Genomic DNA, 15,099 nt, shown 5'->3' with positions numbered 1-15,099 from the left:
GCTGGTTATGAAACAAGAGAGAAATTCTTATCTTGAAAAGAATGATTTTAGCAAAGTAAACGTATAAGTCCCAAGATGTATAAAGGCTAAATTTAGACCACAAATTTTATTAAAATCCTACAAAAAATTGTTATCCAATGGATATTCGGAAAGTAAAAATAGATTCTATATTTTATGAAAAGAGTTAACGATTTCAAAACAAGAAAGCTTCCACCAAATGTGTACACCCTTGATAAAAAAACAAAATAAGAAAAACTATCGTTTGAAATGGAAAAAGTCCGAAACTGCTTTTAAAAGAGCTTCTTACGAAATTTTACGAATGATTAATAAAAAGTTTTCTATCCGGACACGTAATTATTGACAAGTTTCTTGCTTTGGATTTTTTGATGTTTTTATCAATTATTATCTCTCTATGTTTTTACAAGTTTTTTGATGTATTCATTACAGCTTTATTTCATAAAGGACATCAATTTTTAAGTTTTTGAGTTATAATTTTATACTATTCTTGCTACAAATTAATATCTTAAAAAAATCTATATGGAGGTAATACATTGGTAAAAGTTGCATGGAGCACCACACATCAGGAATTTATAATATCGGACCATTATTATTTTTCAAAATTGCAAAGATACGCAAAAGAAAATGACATTCATGTTGATGAAGTTGATGAGTTTGAGAAATTTGCAGATTATGATGTAATAATTTTCAACTATCCAGAAATTCCTTTTAAGAAAGAAGAAGTTGATTTTATACAGGAGCTTGTAAAGAAGGGCAAAAAAGTTGAAATCTTTGCTTACTACAAAAACGAGGATAGAATAGCAGACACATGTAATACAATGTCTGAAAGATTTGGAATCAAGTTTAACGGTGATATCATCACAGATGATGTAAATAATTATGATAATGACAATTTATTGATTACTACAACAAAAACATTTGAAAAGATGAAAGAAAGAGGGATTGAAAAGGTTGTTTTAGCTTGTACAGATTCTTTAACCATAACAGGGAATAACGTTCAAGCTTTAATTTACGCTGAAGATACTGCCAAATCTTTACTTGGAAAAGAGAAAATATTGTTTGCAAGATATATGGACCCATCAGGTGGTTGTTTTGTGGCAGGTGGCACATGTGTATTTTGGGACAACTACTCAATAGATTTATACAACAACAAACAACTGTCTATCGCATTACTCAGTCATAAGAAATGATAAAAGAAGGTGATACGGTTCATTTAAGGGGCAGAAAAAGCTCTTTTTTCATAATTTTAGAAAGGGGAAAGGAGCTTTCTACCCACCTTGGAAGCATTAAACATGATGATATAATCGGTAAAAATTTTGGAGAAACAGTTTTTACACATAAAGGCGAGCCTTTTATCTTAATTCGTCCTACTCTTTATGAGCTTATAATGTTTGGGATTAAGAGATATACTCAAATCATCTATCCAAAAGATTCTGCTTACATAACATTAAAACTTGGTCTTACAGATGGAATGAAAGTTCTTGAGTCTGGGATTGGTAGTGGTGCTTTAACTATCGTAATGGCAAATGCAGTTAAGCCAAAGGGTAAAATTTATGTTTATGAAAAAGAAGAAAAATTTTTAAAAAATGCATTAAACAACCTAAAACTTGCAAAGCTTGATTATGTAGTACAGCCACATTTAAAAGATTTATCAGAAGAGATAGAAGAAAAAGATTTTGACGCTGCTTTTATAGATGTAAGAGAACCTTGGCTTTATTTAGAAAATGTAAAAAACGTTTTAAAGCCTGGTTCGATGATAGGTTTTTTGGTTCCAACAACAAACCAAGTTTCAGAAGTATTAAAAGAACTAAAAAGATTAGATTTTATAGATTTGGAAGTAGAAGAGATTTTACTTCGTCAGTACAAACCTGTTCCGGATAGACTTAGACCGGAAGATAGGATGGTAGCCCATACCGGATATTTAATTTTCGCAAGGAAAGGAAATTAGATGGAAAGAAGGCAGTATATAGAAAAAGCTAAAAGAATTGTAATTAAAATAGGTTCTCAACTTCTTGAAAAAGATGATGACATAGACACTGAGTTTATCTCGGACCTTGCAAGACAGATATCTCTACTAAAAGATAAAGAGATTATTATCGTTTCATCTGGTGCAGTTTTAGCAGGAGTAAAAAAATTAAAACTTCCATCAAGACCAAAAAACATTACAGAAAAACAAGCAGTCGCAAGTGTCGGACAGGCATATTTAATGCAAATTTACGATAAATTTTTCTCAGAGTATAACCTCATTATAGGACAGGTACTACTTACAATTGAAGGGCTTCGGGAGAGAAAAAGATATCTTTATGCAAAGGAAACTTTAAATAAGCTTTTAGAGTTTAATGTTGTTCCAATAATAAATGAAAATGATGCTATTGCAGTTGAAGAAATTGTATTTGGAGACAATGATTTTTTGGCAGCACATGTATCGCTACTGACAGATGCAAATCTATTAATAATTCTTTCTACCGCCGGTGGTCTTTATACAGATGACCCCTCTAATCCGGATGCTAAGCTGATAGAAGAGATTAAAGTAGATGTAGACCAAGCTTTAAACTTTGCCAAAAGCTCAAAATCTAAATTTGGCAGCGGTGGAATGAGAAGTAAGCTTGAAGCTGCAAAAATTGCCACTCAACACTCAATTCCGGTAATCATTGCGCCAAAGAAAAAAGATATAATAGTTGATATTTTATCCGGAAATAAAATAGGAACTTTTATCCATCCCCACAAAGCAAAAAAGGTAAGCAGTAAAAAAAGTTGGCTTGAGCTTTTATCCTATCCAAAAGGAAAGCTGATCGTAGATGCTGGAGCAGAAAAAGCTTTAAAAGCAGGAAAGAGTTTACTTCCAAGTGGTATCAAAGAAGTTGAAGGAATATTCAATCAAAAAGATGTAGTGGCAATAGCAAACGAAGAAGGAAACATTATCGGCAAAGGTATTGTAAATTTAGGCTACAAAGAAATTAAAAAGATAAAAGGTCTTAAAACAGAAAAAGCGAAAGAAATTTTAGGAAAAGATGTTGAAGAAGTTATACATGCAGATAACATTGTCATCTTTTAGAGGGTAGAAAAATGAAGAAGAAAATCTTGATCGGAATAATAGCGTTGATAGTAATTTTTTATATTATCTCCGCTTTGCGTTATGAATCTCAGCCCAAGGTTGGACTTATAAGAATAGAAGGAACTATTGTAGACTATTTAGACACTGTGTCTATAATCTCGGAAGCTACAAAAGATGAGAGCATCAAAGCTGTTGTGATTGATGTTGATAGTCCTGGTGGTGCTGTTGGAGCATCTCAGGAAATTTACAGAGCTATTGAAAAATTAAGAGAAAAAAAGCCTGTGGTTGTATCAATGGGAAACGTTGCTGCATCTGGAGGATACTATATCTCAACCCCTGCCAATGTAATCTATTCAAATCCTGGAACAATAACAGGAAGCATTGGTGTAATAATTCAGCATGTTGATGTAAGTGAAATTTTAAACAAATTTGGTGTAAAAGTAAATACAATTAAAAGTGGAGCTAATAAAGATATTCTATATCCAACAAAACCTTTACTTCCTGAACAAAAAGCATTACTTGAAAAAACTGTGATGGATGTTTATGATCAGTTTTTAGATGCAATTGCAAGATACAGACCTATCAAAAAAGACGTTCTAAAAAGCTATGCTGATGGAAGAGTATTTAGCGGAAATGAGGCAAAAGCTCTTGGATTGGTTGATAAAATAGGAAACATTCAAGATGCTATCTCGGAGGCTAAAAAGCTTGGAAAGTTAGAGGAAGATGCACCTGTGATAGAACTTAAACCTAAAAAGCCACTATTGGATGAACTTATGAACTCAAAGTTTGGAATGGAAAAGGTTAGATCTGGAATTTATTATATGATGTCCTTCTGATATGTATCATAACAATAAAAGATTTTATGTAATATTTTAAATAGTGGAAAATTCATTTAGGAGGAATTAAATATGTCAGTACAAACAGTAAACTTTATCGTAACAGAATCGGCTGCTAAGGAAATAAAAAGAATAGCAGACGAAAATCAAATTGAAAACCCAATTTTAAGGGTTAGAGTAGTTCCTGGTGGATGTTCTGGATTCCAATATGCAATGGGATTTGATGATGAAATTGCAGAAAATGATAGAGTAGTTGAAGCTGAAAATGGCGTAAAAATCGCTATTGATGAATTCTCAGCTCCTTATATCAATGGAGCAGTTTTAGATTACGTTATGGACTTTATGGGTGGCGGATTTACAATTAAAAATCCAAATGCAGCAAGCTCTTGTGGTTGCGGAAACTCATTCTGTGGTTGATCTTTAACTAATATATATGGCACCGCTTTAGGCGGTGCTTTATTTTATAACCAATTATAATATTATAATAACTCAAGTTTTAATGAGAGTATTCCAAAATTTTTGTAAGCTGTAAAATGTGTATGTAAGTACATGTAAATATAACTTTACCTTTGTCCATCCTGAGGACTTTAGTCCGAAGGATCTCCTCTTTTGATTTTTTGAAAAAAAACAGGAGATTCTTCGCTGTAGCTTCAGAATGACGATCAAAAGGTTAATTAATTTTTAGACTTAATTAAAATTTGCAGCGCTTTCGAGTTCAATTGTAAAGCATAAGCTAAAACTTAGAGTATAAAGTATTCTTTACTAAAGTACGAAGAATATTCTATGCAGACTGGAAAATCACATCACTCATCATACATGTAAATCACATTTGATTTGCTATTTAGAACCTATTCACTTACTCACTTACTCACTTACTCACTTACTCACTTGTTCACTTATTTTTAGGTCTAAATGATTTAATTTTATCAGGGTCTGTATCTATGTATGCTCCTTCTATAAGGTCGATACAATAAGGAATTGCTGGCATTACAGCATCCAAGCATAATTTTATAGATTGAGGCTTTCCAGGTAGATTTACAATTAAACAATTTTTTCTTATTCCAGCTGTTTGTCTTGATAATATTGCCGTTGGAACTTGAGATAATGATACATGTCTCATTAATTCACCAAAACCGGGCATCATTTTTTCACAAACAGCTTCAGTAGCTTCCGGTGTTACATCTCTTTTTGCAGGACCAGTTCCACCTGTCGTTAGGATTAAACTACATCCTTTATTGTCTATCATGTCTATAAGTGTTTCTTTAATAAGCTCTAACTCGTCCGGAATTACCCTATAATCAACTTCAAATGGTGTTATCAAAACGTCATTAAGATAATCTATGATAGCTTTTCCGCTAATATCTTCATAAATCCCTTTGCTTGCTCTATCTGATATTGTTAAAACTCCAATCTTTGCCTTCTCCATGATTAGCCTTCCAAAAGTTTTTTTAAATTTTACAATATTATCATATCTTTTTTAAATAAGATGAATCATATATATGACATATGACGGATTTGAAGAGATTATGAGATTCTTTAACTTGATTTAAATGTCAAAATGAAAAAGTGAAAATCTTGATAGATGTCGGAGCAATTCATATAACCTGCCCGTGCGAAAGGATTGAATATTGAAATATAAGACATATATAAAAAATTAGTTTTTCATAACCATATTTAAATTGGACATTTTTAGTGAAATTTTAAGTCTATAGTTTAACAACAATTTTTAAGATATTTTGAATATTTAGATTTTTTACGTTTAATAATTTTTCTATGAAATCAAGTCCTCAAGTTTTTTAATTTTTGCTATTTTTCTTAATTTTTTTAAAATTCTATTTTCTATTTGTCTTACTCTTTCCCTTGATAAACCAACCATTTCTCCAACTTCGTTCAATGTCTTTGGTTCTTCGCCATTTAGCCCAAACCTATGAATAAGGATAGTTCTTTCTCTTGGTGATAAAGTATCTAACAATGCTTCTATGGCTCTTTTTAAATCTTCTTCATTGATATCTTTTTCAATATCAAGTGTATTATAAACAGATATCGTATCTTCTAAGACCAGGTCATTATCTGTTCCTTCAATAGGTGTATCCAAGGATAAGAAAACGCTTTTAAATAAGAAGTAATTTTCAACCATTTCTTTTTCAACTTTTATACCTTGAGTTTTTAAAAAAGATATAATCTCGTCTATAGATGGCTCTCTGTTTAAAGTATCTTTTAAGTAAGAATAGGCATTATTGATTTTAGAAGCATAAGCGTACATTCTATTTGGCTTTTTTATAATTTCACTTTCATGCTGAATGGTATTTATGATTGATTGTCTTATCCACCAAACTGCATAAGATATAAATCTAACGCCTCTTGATGTATCAAATTTTTTTGCAGCTTCTATTAAACCAATATTTCCTGCTGAGATTAAGTCAGAAAATGGGATTCCATAGCCTGCATATCTTTTGGCTATATTGATTACAAATCTTAAATTAGATATAATAAGCTTTTGAAGTGCTTCTTTATCTCCTTCTTTTACTTTTTTTAGTAAAGACTCCTCTTCTTCTTTGGATAATAGTGGAATTTTATAGATAGACTTAAGATAAAAGTCAACATTTTCTTCGTGGGTGAACTTTTTCATGAGTCACCTTTTTTTGTTTAATAATATCAGAAATCATTACAAGTTGTCAAATACTAACTAAAAGAGATATAGCTATTTATCACTCACCATTAAGATTCATCAAATCAAAGATTTTTAAATTATAGTTATAAAGCGTGTTTAGATAGGTTAACTGTGCTGATTGGTAGTTATTTTCTGATTCTAATACTTCTAATGTGTTTGCTATGTTTGTTTTAAATCTTTCTGTTGATAGTCTAAGTGCTTCTTTTGCTACTTTTAGGTTTTCTTCATTTGCTATCAGCTGATGTTCCAATGCTTTTATATCTGCCAATGTTTTGTTTAATGTTGTTTTTAATTCCATGATTTTATCTTGATAGGTTATCTCATTTTTTGTTTTGTCTATCTTTGCTTGCAGTATTCTACTGTCTTTTGCAAAACCGTCAAACAGCGTCCAATTTAGTGATAATCCAAGGTTGTAGCCTTTTTTCCATACTTCTGATGTAGATGGATATTTTACTTGGTTGTTTGTTTGGTAGTTTAAAAATGCTGAAAGTGATGGATAGTTTGCTGATTTTTGGTATTCTACTTGCTGTTGTGCTACTTTTATTTGCTGGTTTATTACTTTTACTGCTGTGTTGTTTTCTATGTTTATTTCTTTGTTATATGTTAGTTTTTCTAAATTTCCTTCTGGTGGTGTTATGTTTTCTGTCATTAGAAATCTTTTTAGGTCTTCTATGGATTTTTCGTAGTTTGCTTTTGCGTTTTCATAGTCTGCGATTGCTGATTGTAGCTGTGATGATGCTCTCATAAAGTCGTATTTTGCAAGTAGTCCTACGTTGTACTTTGCTTCTACGTATTTATAGTTTTCCTGCCAATATTTTAGATTTTCTTCTTTTATTTTCATTATTTCTTTGTATGTTAAGGATGTAAGAAATAGTCTTCTTGCTGTGTCTTTTACTTGCTGTTTTATATCTTCTTTTATTACTTTTTGTAGTTCTGAATTACTTTCTGCTACTTTTATGAGATTAAAGACTTGGTAGTCAAATATTTTTTGAGTTAGTCCTGCTTTTGCTGAGTATTGGTTTTTTGGTGTAAATCCTGTTATATAGTTTGGATCCCATCTTGTATATGAGCCTGTAATGGATGCTTGTGGCATTATATTACTTTTTGCTTCTTTTATCTGTGCTTCTACTTTTTCTATATCTTTATCTGATAGTCTTATTTTTGTAGCATTTTTTTCTGCAATATTAAGCGTTTCTTCTAAGGTTATGCTGTATGCGTTTATTAATGGTACTGCTATTAGACTAAGTATTAGCTGTTTTTTCATTTTGCTCACCTTTAGTTTATAGCTTTAACCGGCATTCCATCTTTTAGCATCATTAAGTTTGTAATTGCTATTTTATCACCTTCTTGAAGGTTTCCCACTATATCTACATAGCCAAAAGATTGATTGATTACATCTACTTTTACTTTAAAAGCTTTTCCGTCCTGGATTTTATACACAAAACTTTCATTTCCTGCTAAAAGTAAAGCTTGCTCAGGAATTCTAAATCCTTTTTTTACATCAATAACTATATTGGCTTTGCCGTACATATTTTCTTTTAATTTGTTATCAGGATTTTCTACTAATGCTTTTACCACAATCAGGTTATTTTGGTCAAGGGATGAAGATATATAATCTATTTTTCCTTTAACCTTTCCTACTCCATCTATATCAATATCTATCAAATCTCCAATTTTTATATTTTTTATATACTGCTGCGGTAGGCTAAAAACTGCCCATAACGGATTAGGCTTTAAGATATAAAACATTTGTGTTTGACTATCTACATAATCTCCAATGCTTATAAATCTTTTGTCAACAATTCCATCAAATGGGGCTTTTATAACTGTTTCATTTTTTTGTCTTTCATACTCTTTTAATGTTGCCTCGGCTGAACGGAGTTGATTTAAAGCAATTTCCATATCTGTTTTAGCATTGTCAACTTCTTCTTTGGCTATAAGTTCCTTTTCAAACAGCTGTTTTCTTCTTTCATATATAGCTTTTTTATTCAAATAGTTTGCCCTAAGTTGCTCTATAACTGAAATTTGTGATTCTACTTGGTATTGTTCTTTTTCTGGTTGGATTATTGCAAGTGGCTGTCCTGCTTTGACATACTGTCCTTCTTCTACAAATAATTTTATTACTCTGCCATTAACTTGTGGTTTTAAGGTTGCCGATGTTTTTGCTTGTAATGTTGAATTTGCTGTATAAATCATTGGAATTTCTTGAGATTTTAGCTCTAAAACTTTTACAACCGGTGTAGGTTTTTGTTTTGGTTGTTCTTGTTTTTTAGGATTTATAGACTTGACTATAAATAAGCCAACGGCTAAGATTGCTATGGCTATTAGTATTGGAATGATTTTATTTTTCATTTAAATCCTCTTTGACTGATTTATCAGTCATAATTATACGACAATGAAATAAATAGTGTCAAGGAGAAGAAAATTACTCGAATAAAGAGGTCTACTATTTAATCAGATAAGTATACGTCGGGTGAGAAACTCAATAAAAGTAGGAGATTCTTTGCTTCGCTCAGAATGTTCTATGTTAAATGTCAAGTACAAAAATTTTCATCAAATGGTCTTTTGTTCTTTAATACACCGTATGCCTGCCTTAATAACTTATGTGCTACAGCTACTAATGCTAACTTTTTAGCCTTACCTTTACTTACTAATCTTTCGTATAATTCTCTGCAGTATTTGTTAAACCTTATTGCTGATAATGCTGCCATGTATAATATTTTCCTTGCATATGGATTTCCCATCTTCTTTATCCAGCCACTTTTCTTTACACATGCTGCACTTTCATATGGGCTTGGACTGATTCCTATAAAACTCGATATATCTTTTACACTCTTAAATCTTTCAAAATTTCCATATACTGATATTATCATTCCTATAGTCCTATCACTTATACCAGGTATGCTTTTTAAAAGTTTGTATTCCTCTTGATAATTCTTCTTAGACAATTCTTTTATCTCTTTCTCAAGTTCTTTTATGTTTTTTTCTATTTTTCTAATTAGCTCATCGTAATATTCTAAATTCTCTTTCAATGGGAGTTAAAATAATGTTGTGTCTAAATAAAATTATAAGGAGGAGTAGTAATGGATAAGAAAGAATACTTTGAAAAAATATTAGACAGATCTACCGAAGAATTAGTAAAAGAACTTTTCCCAAACGGTATAACAACTCAAGAAGAAAAGATAGGTATAAGAAAGCTTTTAGAATCTGTTGTGGAACTAATTATGAATCAGGAAAGAAATTTCTTCCTTGAAAATGATGAAGACAACAAAGCAAACGGATATTATGAAAGAAGCCTAAATACTGGTTCTTTCAAGCTTAACATAAATGTCCCAAGAGATAGAAAGGGTAGATTTAGACCACAAATATTACCTGACCCTTACAAAAGAGTTAATGAAGATTACATAAACCTTCTTATGAGTTTAGTATCCAATGGATACTCAGAAAGCAAGATAGATTCTACATTAAAAAGCTTGGGCTTAAACTACTCAAAACAACATATGGATAAAATCAAAAAAGAGCTTATAGAAAGACTTAATGATTTTAAAACAAGAGAGCTTCCATCGGATGCATTTGTACTGTATATAGACGCATATCACTGTGATATAAAAGAGAAAAACAAAATCAGAAAGGCTTCTGTCTATGTAGTTCTTGGAATAGATTTACAAGGAAATAAAGATATATTTGGATTTTACACATTTTTCAGTAGTGAAAACAAAGCAGACTGGATAAAAGTATTCAATGATTTAATAGATAGAGGACTAAAAAGGGTAATGCTTATAGTAAGTGATGATTTTCCTGGGATAACAAAAGCCATAGAAACACTATTTCCTTATACAGACCATCAGCTATGTTTAGTCCATTTACAAAGAAACGTTAGAAATCAGATGGATAAAGAAGATTCACAAGTATTTAACAAAGAACTGAAAAACATAAAAGAAAACAGCTTAGATTATGAAGATGGATTAGAAAAATTAGATGATTTATGCGGTAGATTTAAGTCTAAATATCCAAGCTTTATAAAACATATTCAATCTAACAAAGAGAGATACTTATGTTTTTTAAAATATCCAGAAAATCTAAGAAAGCACATATACACAACAAATCCAGTTGAAAGTGTTAATAGCATGATAGAAAAGGTAAGAATAAATTTAGGTGGATATTTTCAATCTGTGGACATTCTTGAGATAAATCTGCTTATACAAAGAGACAATTTAAAGAATGGAAAATGGAAAAAGCCTATACCTGCTTTTAAAGGAGTCTCTTATGAAATTTTACAATTGTTTAATAAAAAGTTTTCAATCCAGACACAAAATTATTGACAAGTCTCCTTTCAATTTTTTCATTGGTACATGACTTAACGATTCTCTTTTGTTTCTTAGCATTGTAAGCTGCTGTTGTAAGTCTTCCAATATCTTTAGTTTTACTTCTATTTCTTTTTCTACATCTGATTTTGGTTTATAAAGCTCTCCATCGAAAAACGTTCTTCCATACTCTGCTATAAAGAATGAATCAGCTTTATCTGTTTTAACTCTTGTCATTTTAGCTTCCATAAATTTCTTTATTGAAAATGGATTTACTACTGCTACTTTATAACCATTTTCATACAGATAATTAGCAAGCTTTAAATGGTAAACTCCTGTATGCTCCATTATGATAAGCATATCTGACTTTTTAAACTTCTTAAGGTAAGGCTTTACTTTCATTTCAAACTCAACTGGGTCAGATTTAACTTCAAAATTTTCTTTCTTGTTATCATACAAAACTGTAGCAGTGAATGAGTTTTTAGATACATCAACTCCTATAACAATTTTGTAGCTGTTCATAATAGTACCTCCTTTCATAAAATACTTGACATGAAAGAAACTTCCTGATAACCTATCATCGTAGTTAAATACAGGCTTAAAAGCCTAATGTTCTGATTCAGGTTTTAGGAAGTAGAGGAAGGGCAGTCTAAAACATCCTGATCGGTCTTAAAAGACCAATGACAGAAACTTGATCTGTCCTTCTTTTTTTCTCCCATGTCTATAATTATTATAAAACTTATTCTCTTATAGTTTAAAAAATTTTTAGTATATTTAATATACGATGACATCCAAGGTTATCCTTCCTTTAATGCTTATTGATCAACCTTTTCCTTATCATCCTGAGGACTTTAATCCGAAGGATATTCTTTTTTAAAAAGCGAGAAGGTCAAGAAGTAAGAAGTAAAAGGTAAGAAAGGAAGGAGATTCTTCCCACGGCTTCAGAATGACGACCAAAAGGTTAATTAATCTCTAGGTTTAGTTAAAATTTTAAAGCACCCTCCAGGAGATGCTTAGGTCTATTTTACATCCAGTAAGCTTTTATATTTCCTTTCAGCCAATCCCATAAAATCTTTTTAGCAACTCTATCATAATCAATCTCACCACCTGAAATTTTGTAATTTAACTTTCTGCCTATTCCTTCAAAAGCTGCCATAGGTTCATCAGGTAATTTTAATTTATATGCTTCTTCAAGTGCATCTTTTTTGTTAGTCAATATTTTTTCTATCAATTTTAAAGCAACATCTGCCGGCTGTTCTAATTTATCCGGAATCCAAGAACCTTTTAATGCTAAATCTTCAGGAAACTCTAAGGTTATTATACCGGGAGTGTCTATCAAAAATATATTCTCGTCAAGTTTTACAAGCTTTTCTCCAACGGTCATCCCTGGTTTTGGTGAAGTTGTTGCTACCTTTTTTCTTTTTAATGTATTAATTACAGAAGATTTTCCAACATTTGGATAACCCAAAACACCAATTTTTATAATTTTTTTCTCGTTGGAAAACTCTTTAATTTTATCAAATAGCTCTTTAACACCAATATTTTTATGTGCGGAAAAAATTACCGCCGGAAATTCTTTTTCAATTTTTTCTTTGACTTCTTTAATAAACTCCCTTGGAACAAGGTCTGATTTGTTTAAGACTACAATTAAACTTTTATTCCTTTCTTTTGCTAAACTTTCAATTACGCTATTTCTTGTTTCAAAAGGAATTCTTGCATCAACCACTTCTAAAATCAAATTAGATTCTGTAAGAACCTTTTTAGCTATGCTTTTTTCTCTAAGCCATTCTCTTGGTTTGTTTGTCATCTTTTACCTCTTGTATAATATAGTAATATTTTACAATTTTCTGAGGTTATTGTTGGAAAGAGTTCTAATTATTGCTATATTACTTTTAATAACATTATCCTTTGGTCAAGAAAAAGTTATCATAGAATCCGATAAACTTGAAAGAGAAAAAGATAATATTGTAATAGCTGAAGGAAATGTTGTTATTACTTCTGGCGATAAAGTACTAAAATCTGAAAAGGTAATCTATGACTCTGAGAAAAAGATCGCAACTGTCCCGGTAAAATTTTACATAAAAACAAACACTTTTGAAGGAACCGGGTCTCATGGTTGGTATGATTTTGAAAACGATTCAGGAGAAGTTTTTGATTATCAGGGAAGAGTTGAAAATCAATATTATGTAAAAGGTTATTATCTAAAAAAAGAAAAGGATATTTACTATTTTAAAGATGGTGAATTTTCTGGCTGTCCTTTTGACCAATACGATTGGAGTATTAAAGCCAAATCCGGAAGTTTGAAAGAAAATGACCAACTTAAAGCATACAATATGTCTTTTAGATTTTGTAGACTTCCTATTTTTTACACTCCATATTTTTCATACGCAACAACAGACAGAAAAACTGGATTTTTGCAGCCTATGATTGGACAGGATACTTATAACCCATTTGTTTACAGACAACCTTTCTTTTATGTTATAAATGACTCTTCAGACATTACTTTTACAACAGATTATAGAAATAAACAAGGACTTGGAACAAGCTTAGAATATAGAAGAGTTTTTGAAAGAGGTATTAATTTTAGAACAAATATAGATTTGTTTAAAGAGTCTGGAAAAAAAGATTGGTGGCAAAACAGACCTGAAAGCCCAAAAACTTTTAGATACAGATTTTCTCTCGACACTAATTATTCTCCGTTTTATAATTGGCAGTTTTTCACAAAAGCAGATATTCCAAGTGATAGATACTTTTTTGAAGATTTTTATAACTATTCAAGATTAAAGTATACAGCTTTCACAAGGTCTTATATTTTTGGAAGGACTAATACAGATAAGTATCTATTAGAGTTAAATTTCAACTATCTTTACGATTTAACGACGCCAAATAACAAAACTACTTTGCAAAGACTTCCTCAGTTAAGATTTTACTGGAAAGAATCTAAGCTTTTTGACCTTCCATTTTATTTTGATTATCTATCAGATAATAATTACTTTTTTAGAGAAGAGGGAACTACCGGACTTAGAAGTGATAACATTTTTAGAGTTGTTAATTATAACTACTTTGGAAAAATTCTCAACACCCTTGAAATGACTCCAAGATTAACTTTATACTTAAACACGAAAGGAAACAATACTTTTGACTCAAGATTTCTTTTACCGTTTAAAAATACTACTCAAACAACATTTTTCAGACCTTACAAAGATTTTAATCATTTAATCATTCCAAAAATCTCATTTGAATATATATCAAAAATAAATCAGTCTTCTTTGCCATACTATGATAGGTCTGATAGAATCAATGAAAAAGAGGATATTGATTTCTCTTTATTTAACATACTTAATTTTAAGAATAATAACTTCCTAAGATGGGAGATATCTCAAGGATATACTTTTTTAAATCATTATTATATTGGTGAAAATATGTATAACTCTCATATTAAACCACTTAAAAACAGTATTTATTTAAACATTGGCAAATACTCTGCTGATAGTATTCTTTACTATGATATGGAAAAGAAAAATCTTATAAGAACTATTTCAAGCTTTTCTGTCCCGATTAGAGACAACATAATCTATTCAGTTGCATACACTTATGATAGAGGAACAAGCACAGAAGATTCACAAAAGCAGATTTCTAATAGTATTTTTGTTAATTATAAAAATTATTCTTTTAGAGCAAGTATTTTAAATAACTTAAAGTATGGATATGTACAAAATAAAAACTTAACTTTAGATTGGAACAGGGGATGCTGGAGTTTATCTTTTAGCTATTGGGAAGACTACAATATCACAACCCAAAAAAGATATAAAAACATATTTATCATTATAAACATTCTGGATATGAGATATAGAGTTCCATTTGTGAGAAATTAGGCTTTACATTGAGTTAATCCAAGTTAACACTTGTAAGCGAAGTCTAATCACTGAATAACAAACTTGTAATGGTATACTTATGCATCTTCCGCTTGCACTTCTCACTTATTCACTTATTCTTAAGTCTTAAAAAATAGCAGTTTGAGTGCAAAAGTTAACATTCTTATTCTTCAGTCGTGGGAAGAATCTCTTACTTTTATTGAATTTATTCACTTGACGTATACTTTATACCTCTAAAGTGTCATTCTGAGCGTAAGCGAAGAATCTCCACCTTTATGTCTTCTTCACTGTTAAAAAGACCTTGAAAAAAGAGATCCTTCGGACTAAAGTCCTCAGGATG

At 30.7% G+C, this 15,099-nt stretch carries 12 protein-coding genes and 2 pseudogenes; 7 read left to right on the top strand and 7 right to left on the bottom strand.

What is annotated here, in order from left to right; genetic code table 11:
* Positions 1-551 precede the first annotated feature (551 nt).
* The 5 genes from SYO3AOP1_RS00365 to SYO3AOP1_RS00345 all read left to right on the top strand — a co-directional run bounded on the left by SYO3AOP1_RS00365 (position 552) and on the right by SYO3AOP1_RS00345 (position 4,326).
* Complete coding sequence (locus SYO3AOP1_RS00365) at positions 552-1,208, top strand: hypothetical protein (protein WP_012458810.1); 657 nt, start codon at positions 552-554, stop codon at positions 1,206-1,208.
* On the top strand, positions 1,205-1,966 hold the full coding sequence (locus SYO3AOP1_RS00360; RefSeq protein ID WP_012458809.1) for a tRNA (adenine-N1)-methyltransferase: 762 nt from the start codon (positions 1,205-1,207) through the stop codon (positions 1,964-1,966). Before SYO3AOP1_RS00365 ends, SYO3AOP1_RS00360 begins: the two co-directional genes overlap by 4 nt.
* The gene (proB, locus tag SYO3AOP1_RS00355; protein ID WP_012458808.1) at positions 1,967-3,073 is read left to right on the top strand and encodes a glutamate 5-kinase; all 1,107 of its coding nucleotides are present in this window, start codon (positions 1,967-1,969) and stop codon (positions 3,071-3,073) included.
* An 11-nt stretch (positions 3,074-3,084) separates the two neighbouring features.
* On the top strand, positions 3,085-3,909 hold the full coding sequence (gene sppA / locus SYO3AOP1_RS00350; RefSeq protein WP_012458807.1) for a signal peptide peptidase SppA: 825 nt from the start codon (positions 3,085-3,087) through the stop codon (positions 3,907-3,909).
* A gap of 72 nt (positions 3,910-3,981) precedes the next feature.
* Positions 3,982-4,326 carry an iron-sulfur cluster assembly accessory protein gene (locus tag SYO3AOP1_RS00345; RefSeq protein ID WP_012458806.1) on the top strand — a complete coding sequence of 115 codons (345 nt, stop codon included), beginning with the start codon at positions 3,982-3,984 and terminating at the stop codon, positions 4,324-4,326.
* Between the two features lie 475 nt (positions 4,327-4,801).
* Here SYO3AOP1_RS00345 and mog read toward each other — a convergent pair whose 3' ends face one another.
* The 5 genes and pseudogenes from mog to SYO3AOP1_RS00320 all read right to left on the bottom strand — a co-directional run.
* Positions 4,802-5,335 carry a molybdopterin adenylyltransferase gene (gene mog, locus SYO3AOP1_RS00340; protein ID WP_012458805.1) on the bottom strand — a complete coding sequence of 178 codons (534 nt, stop codon included), beginning with the start codon at positions 5,333-5,335 and terminating at the stop codon, positions 4,802-4,804.
* Positions 5,336-5,680: 345 nt separating this feature from the next.
* Positions 5,681-6,538 carry an RNA polymerase sigma factor RpoD/SigA gene (locus SYO3AOP1_RS00335; RefSeq protein WP_012458804.1) on the bottom strand — a complete coding sequence of 286 codons (858 nt, stop codon included), beginning with the start codon at positions 6,536-6,538 and terminating at the stop codon, positions 5,681-5,683.
* Positions 6,539-6,617: 79 nt separating this feature from the next.
* On the bottom strand, positions 6,618-7,844 hold the full coding sequence (locus SYO3AOP1_RS00330; protein ID WP_012458803.1) for a TolC family protein: 1,227 nt from the start codon (positions 7,842-7,844) through the stop codon (positions 6,618-6,620).
* 11 nt (positions 7,845-7,855) lie between these two features.
* On the bottom strand, positions 7,856-8,932 hold the full coding sequence (locus SYO3AOP1_RS00325; RefSeq protein WP_012458802.1) for an efflux RND transporter periplasmic adaptor subunit: 1,077 nt from the start codon (positions 8,930-8,932) through the stop codon (positions 7,856-7,858).
* Between the two features lie 182 nt (positions 8,933-9,114).
* Positions 9,115-9,612: pseudogene (locus tag SYO3AOP1_RS00320) on the bottom strand (transposase); the annotation flags it as partial.
* Between the two features lie 51 nt (positions 9,613-9,663).
* On the opposite strand from SYO3AOP1_RS00320, the gene SYO3AOP1_RS00315 reads away from it, so the two are divergent.
* Positions 9,664-10,902, top strand: a complete 1,239-nt coding sequence (locus SYO3AOP1_RS00315) for an IS256 family transposase (RefSeq protein ID WP_012458801.1) — start codon at positions 9,664-9,666, stop codon at positions 10,900-10,902.
* On the opposite strand, the pseudogene SYO3AOP1_RS00310 reads toward SYO3AOP1_RS00315, so the two are convergent.
* Positions 10,903-11,406 (bottom strand): annotated as a pseudogene (locus SYO3AOP1_RS00310) (transposase); the annotation flags it as partial.
* Positions 11,407-11,908: 502 nt separating this feature from the next.
* Positions 11,909-12,691, bottom strand: a complete 783-nt coding sequence (locus SYO3AOP1_RS00305) for a GTPase (RefSeq protein ID WP_012458800.1) — start codon at positions 12,689-12,691, stop codon at positions 11,909-11,911.
* A 52-nt stretch (positions 12,692-12,743) separates the two neighbouring features.
* On the opposite strand from SYO3AOP1_RS00305, the gene lptD reads away from it, so the two are divergent.
* A complete protein-coding gene (lptD, locus tag SYO3AOP1_RS00300; RefSeq protein ID WP_012458799.1) occupies positions 12,744-14,759 on the top strand; it encodes an LPS assembly protein LptD in 2,016 nt (671 codons plus the stop codon).
* Positions 14,760-15,099: the final 340 nt, after the last annotated feature.

Source organism: Sulfurihydrogenibium sp. YO3AOP1 (genome assembly GCF_000020325.1).
Lineage (GTDB): Bacteria > Aquificota > Aquificia > Aquificales > Hydrogenothermaceae > Sulfurihydrogenibium.
The sequence above is the reverse complement of the archived record's forward strand: the minus strand, read 5'-3'. Positions and strand labels throughout refer to the sequence as shown.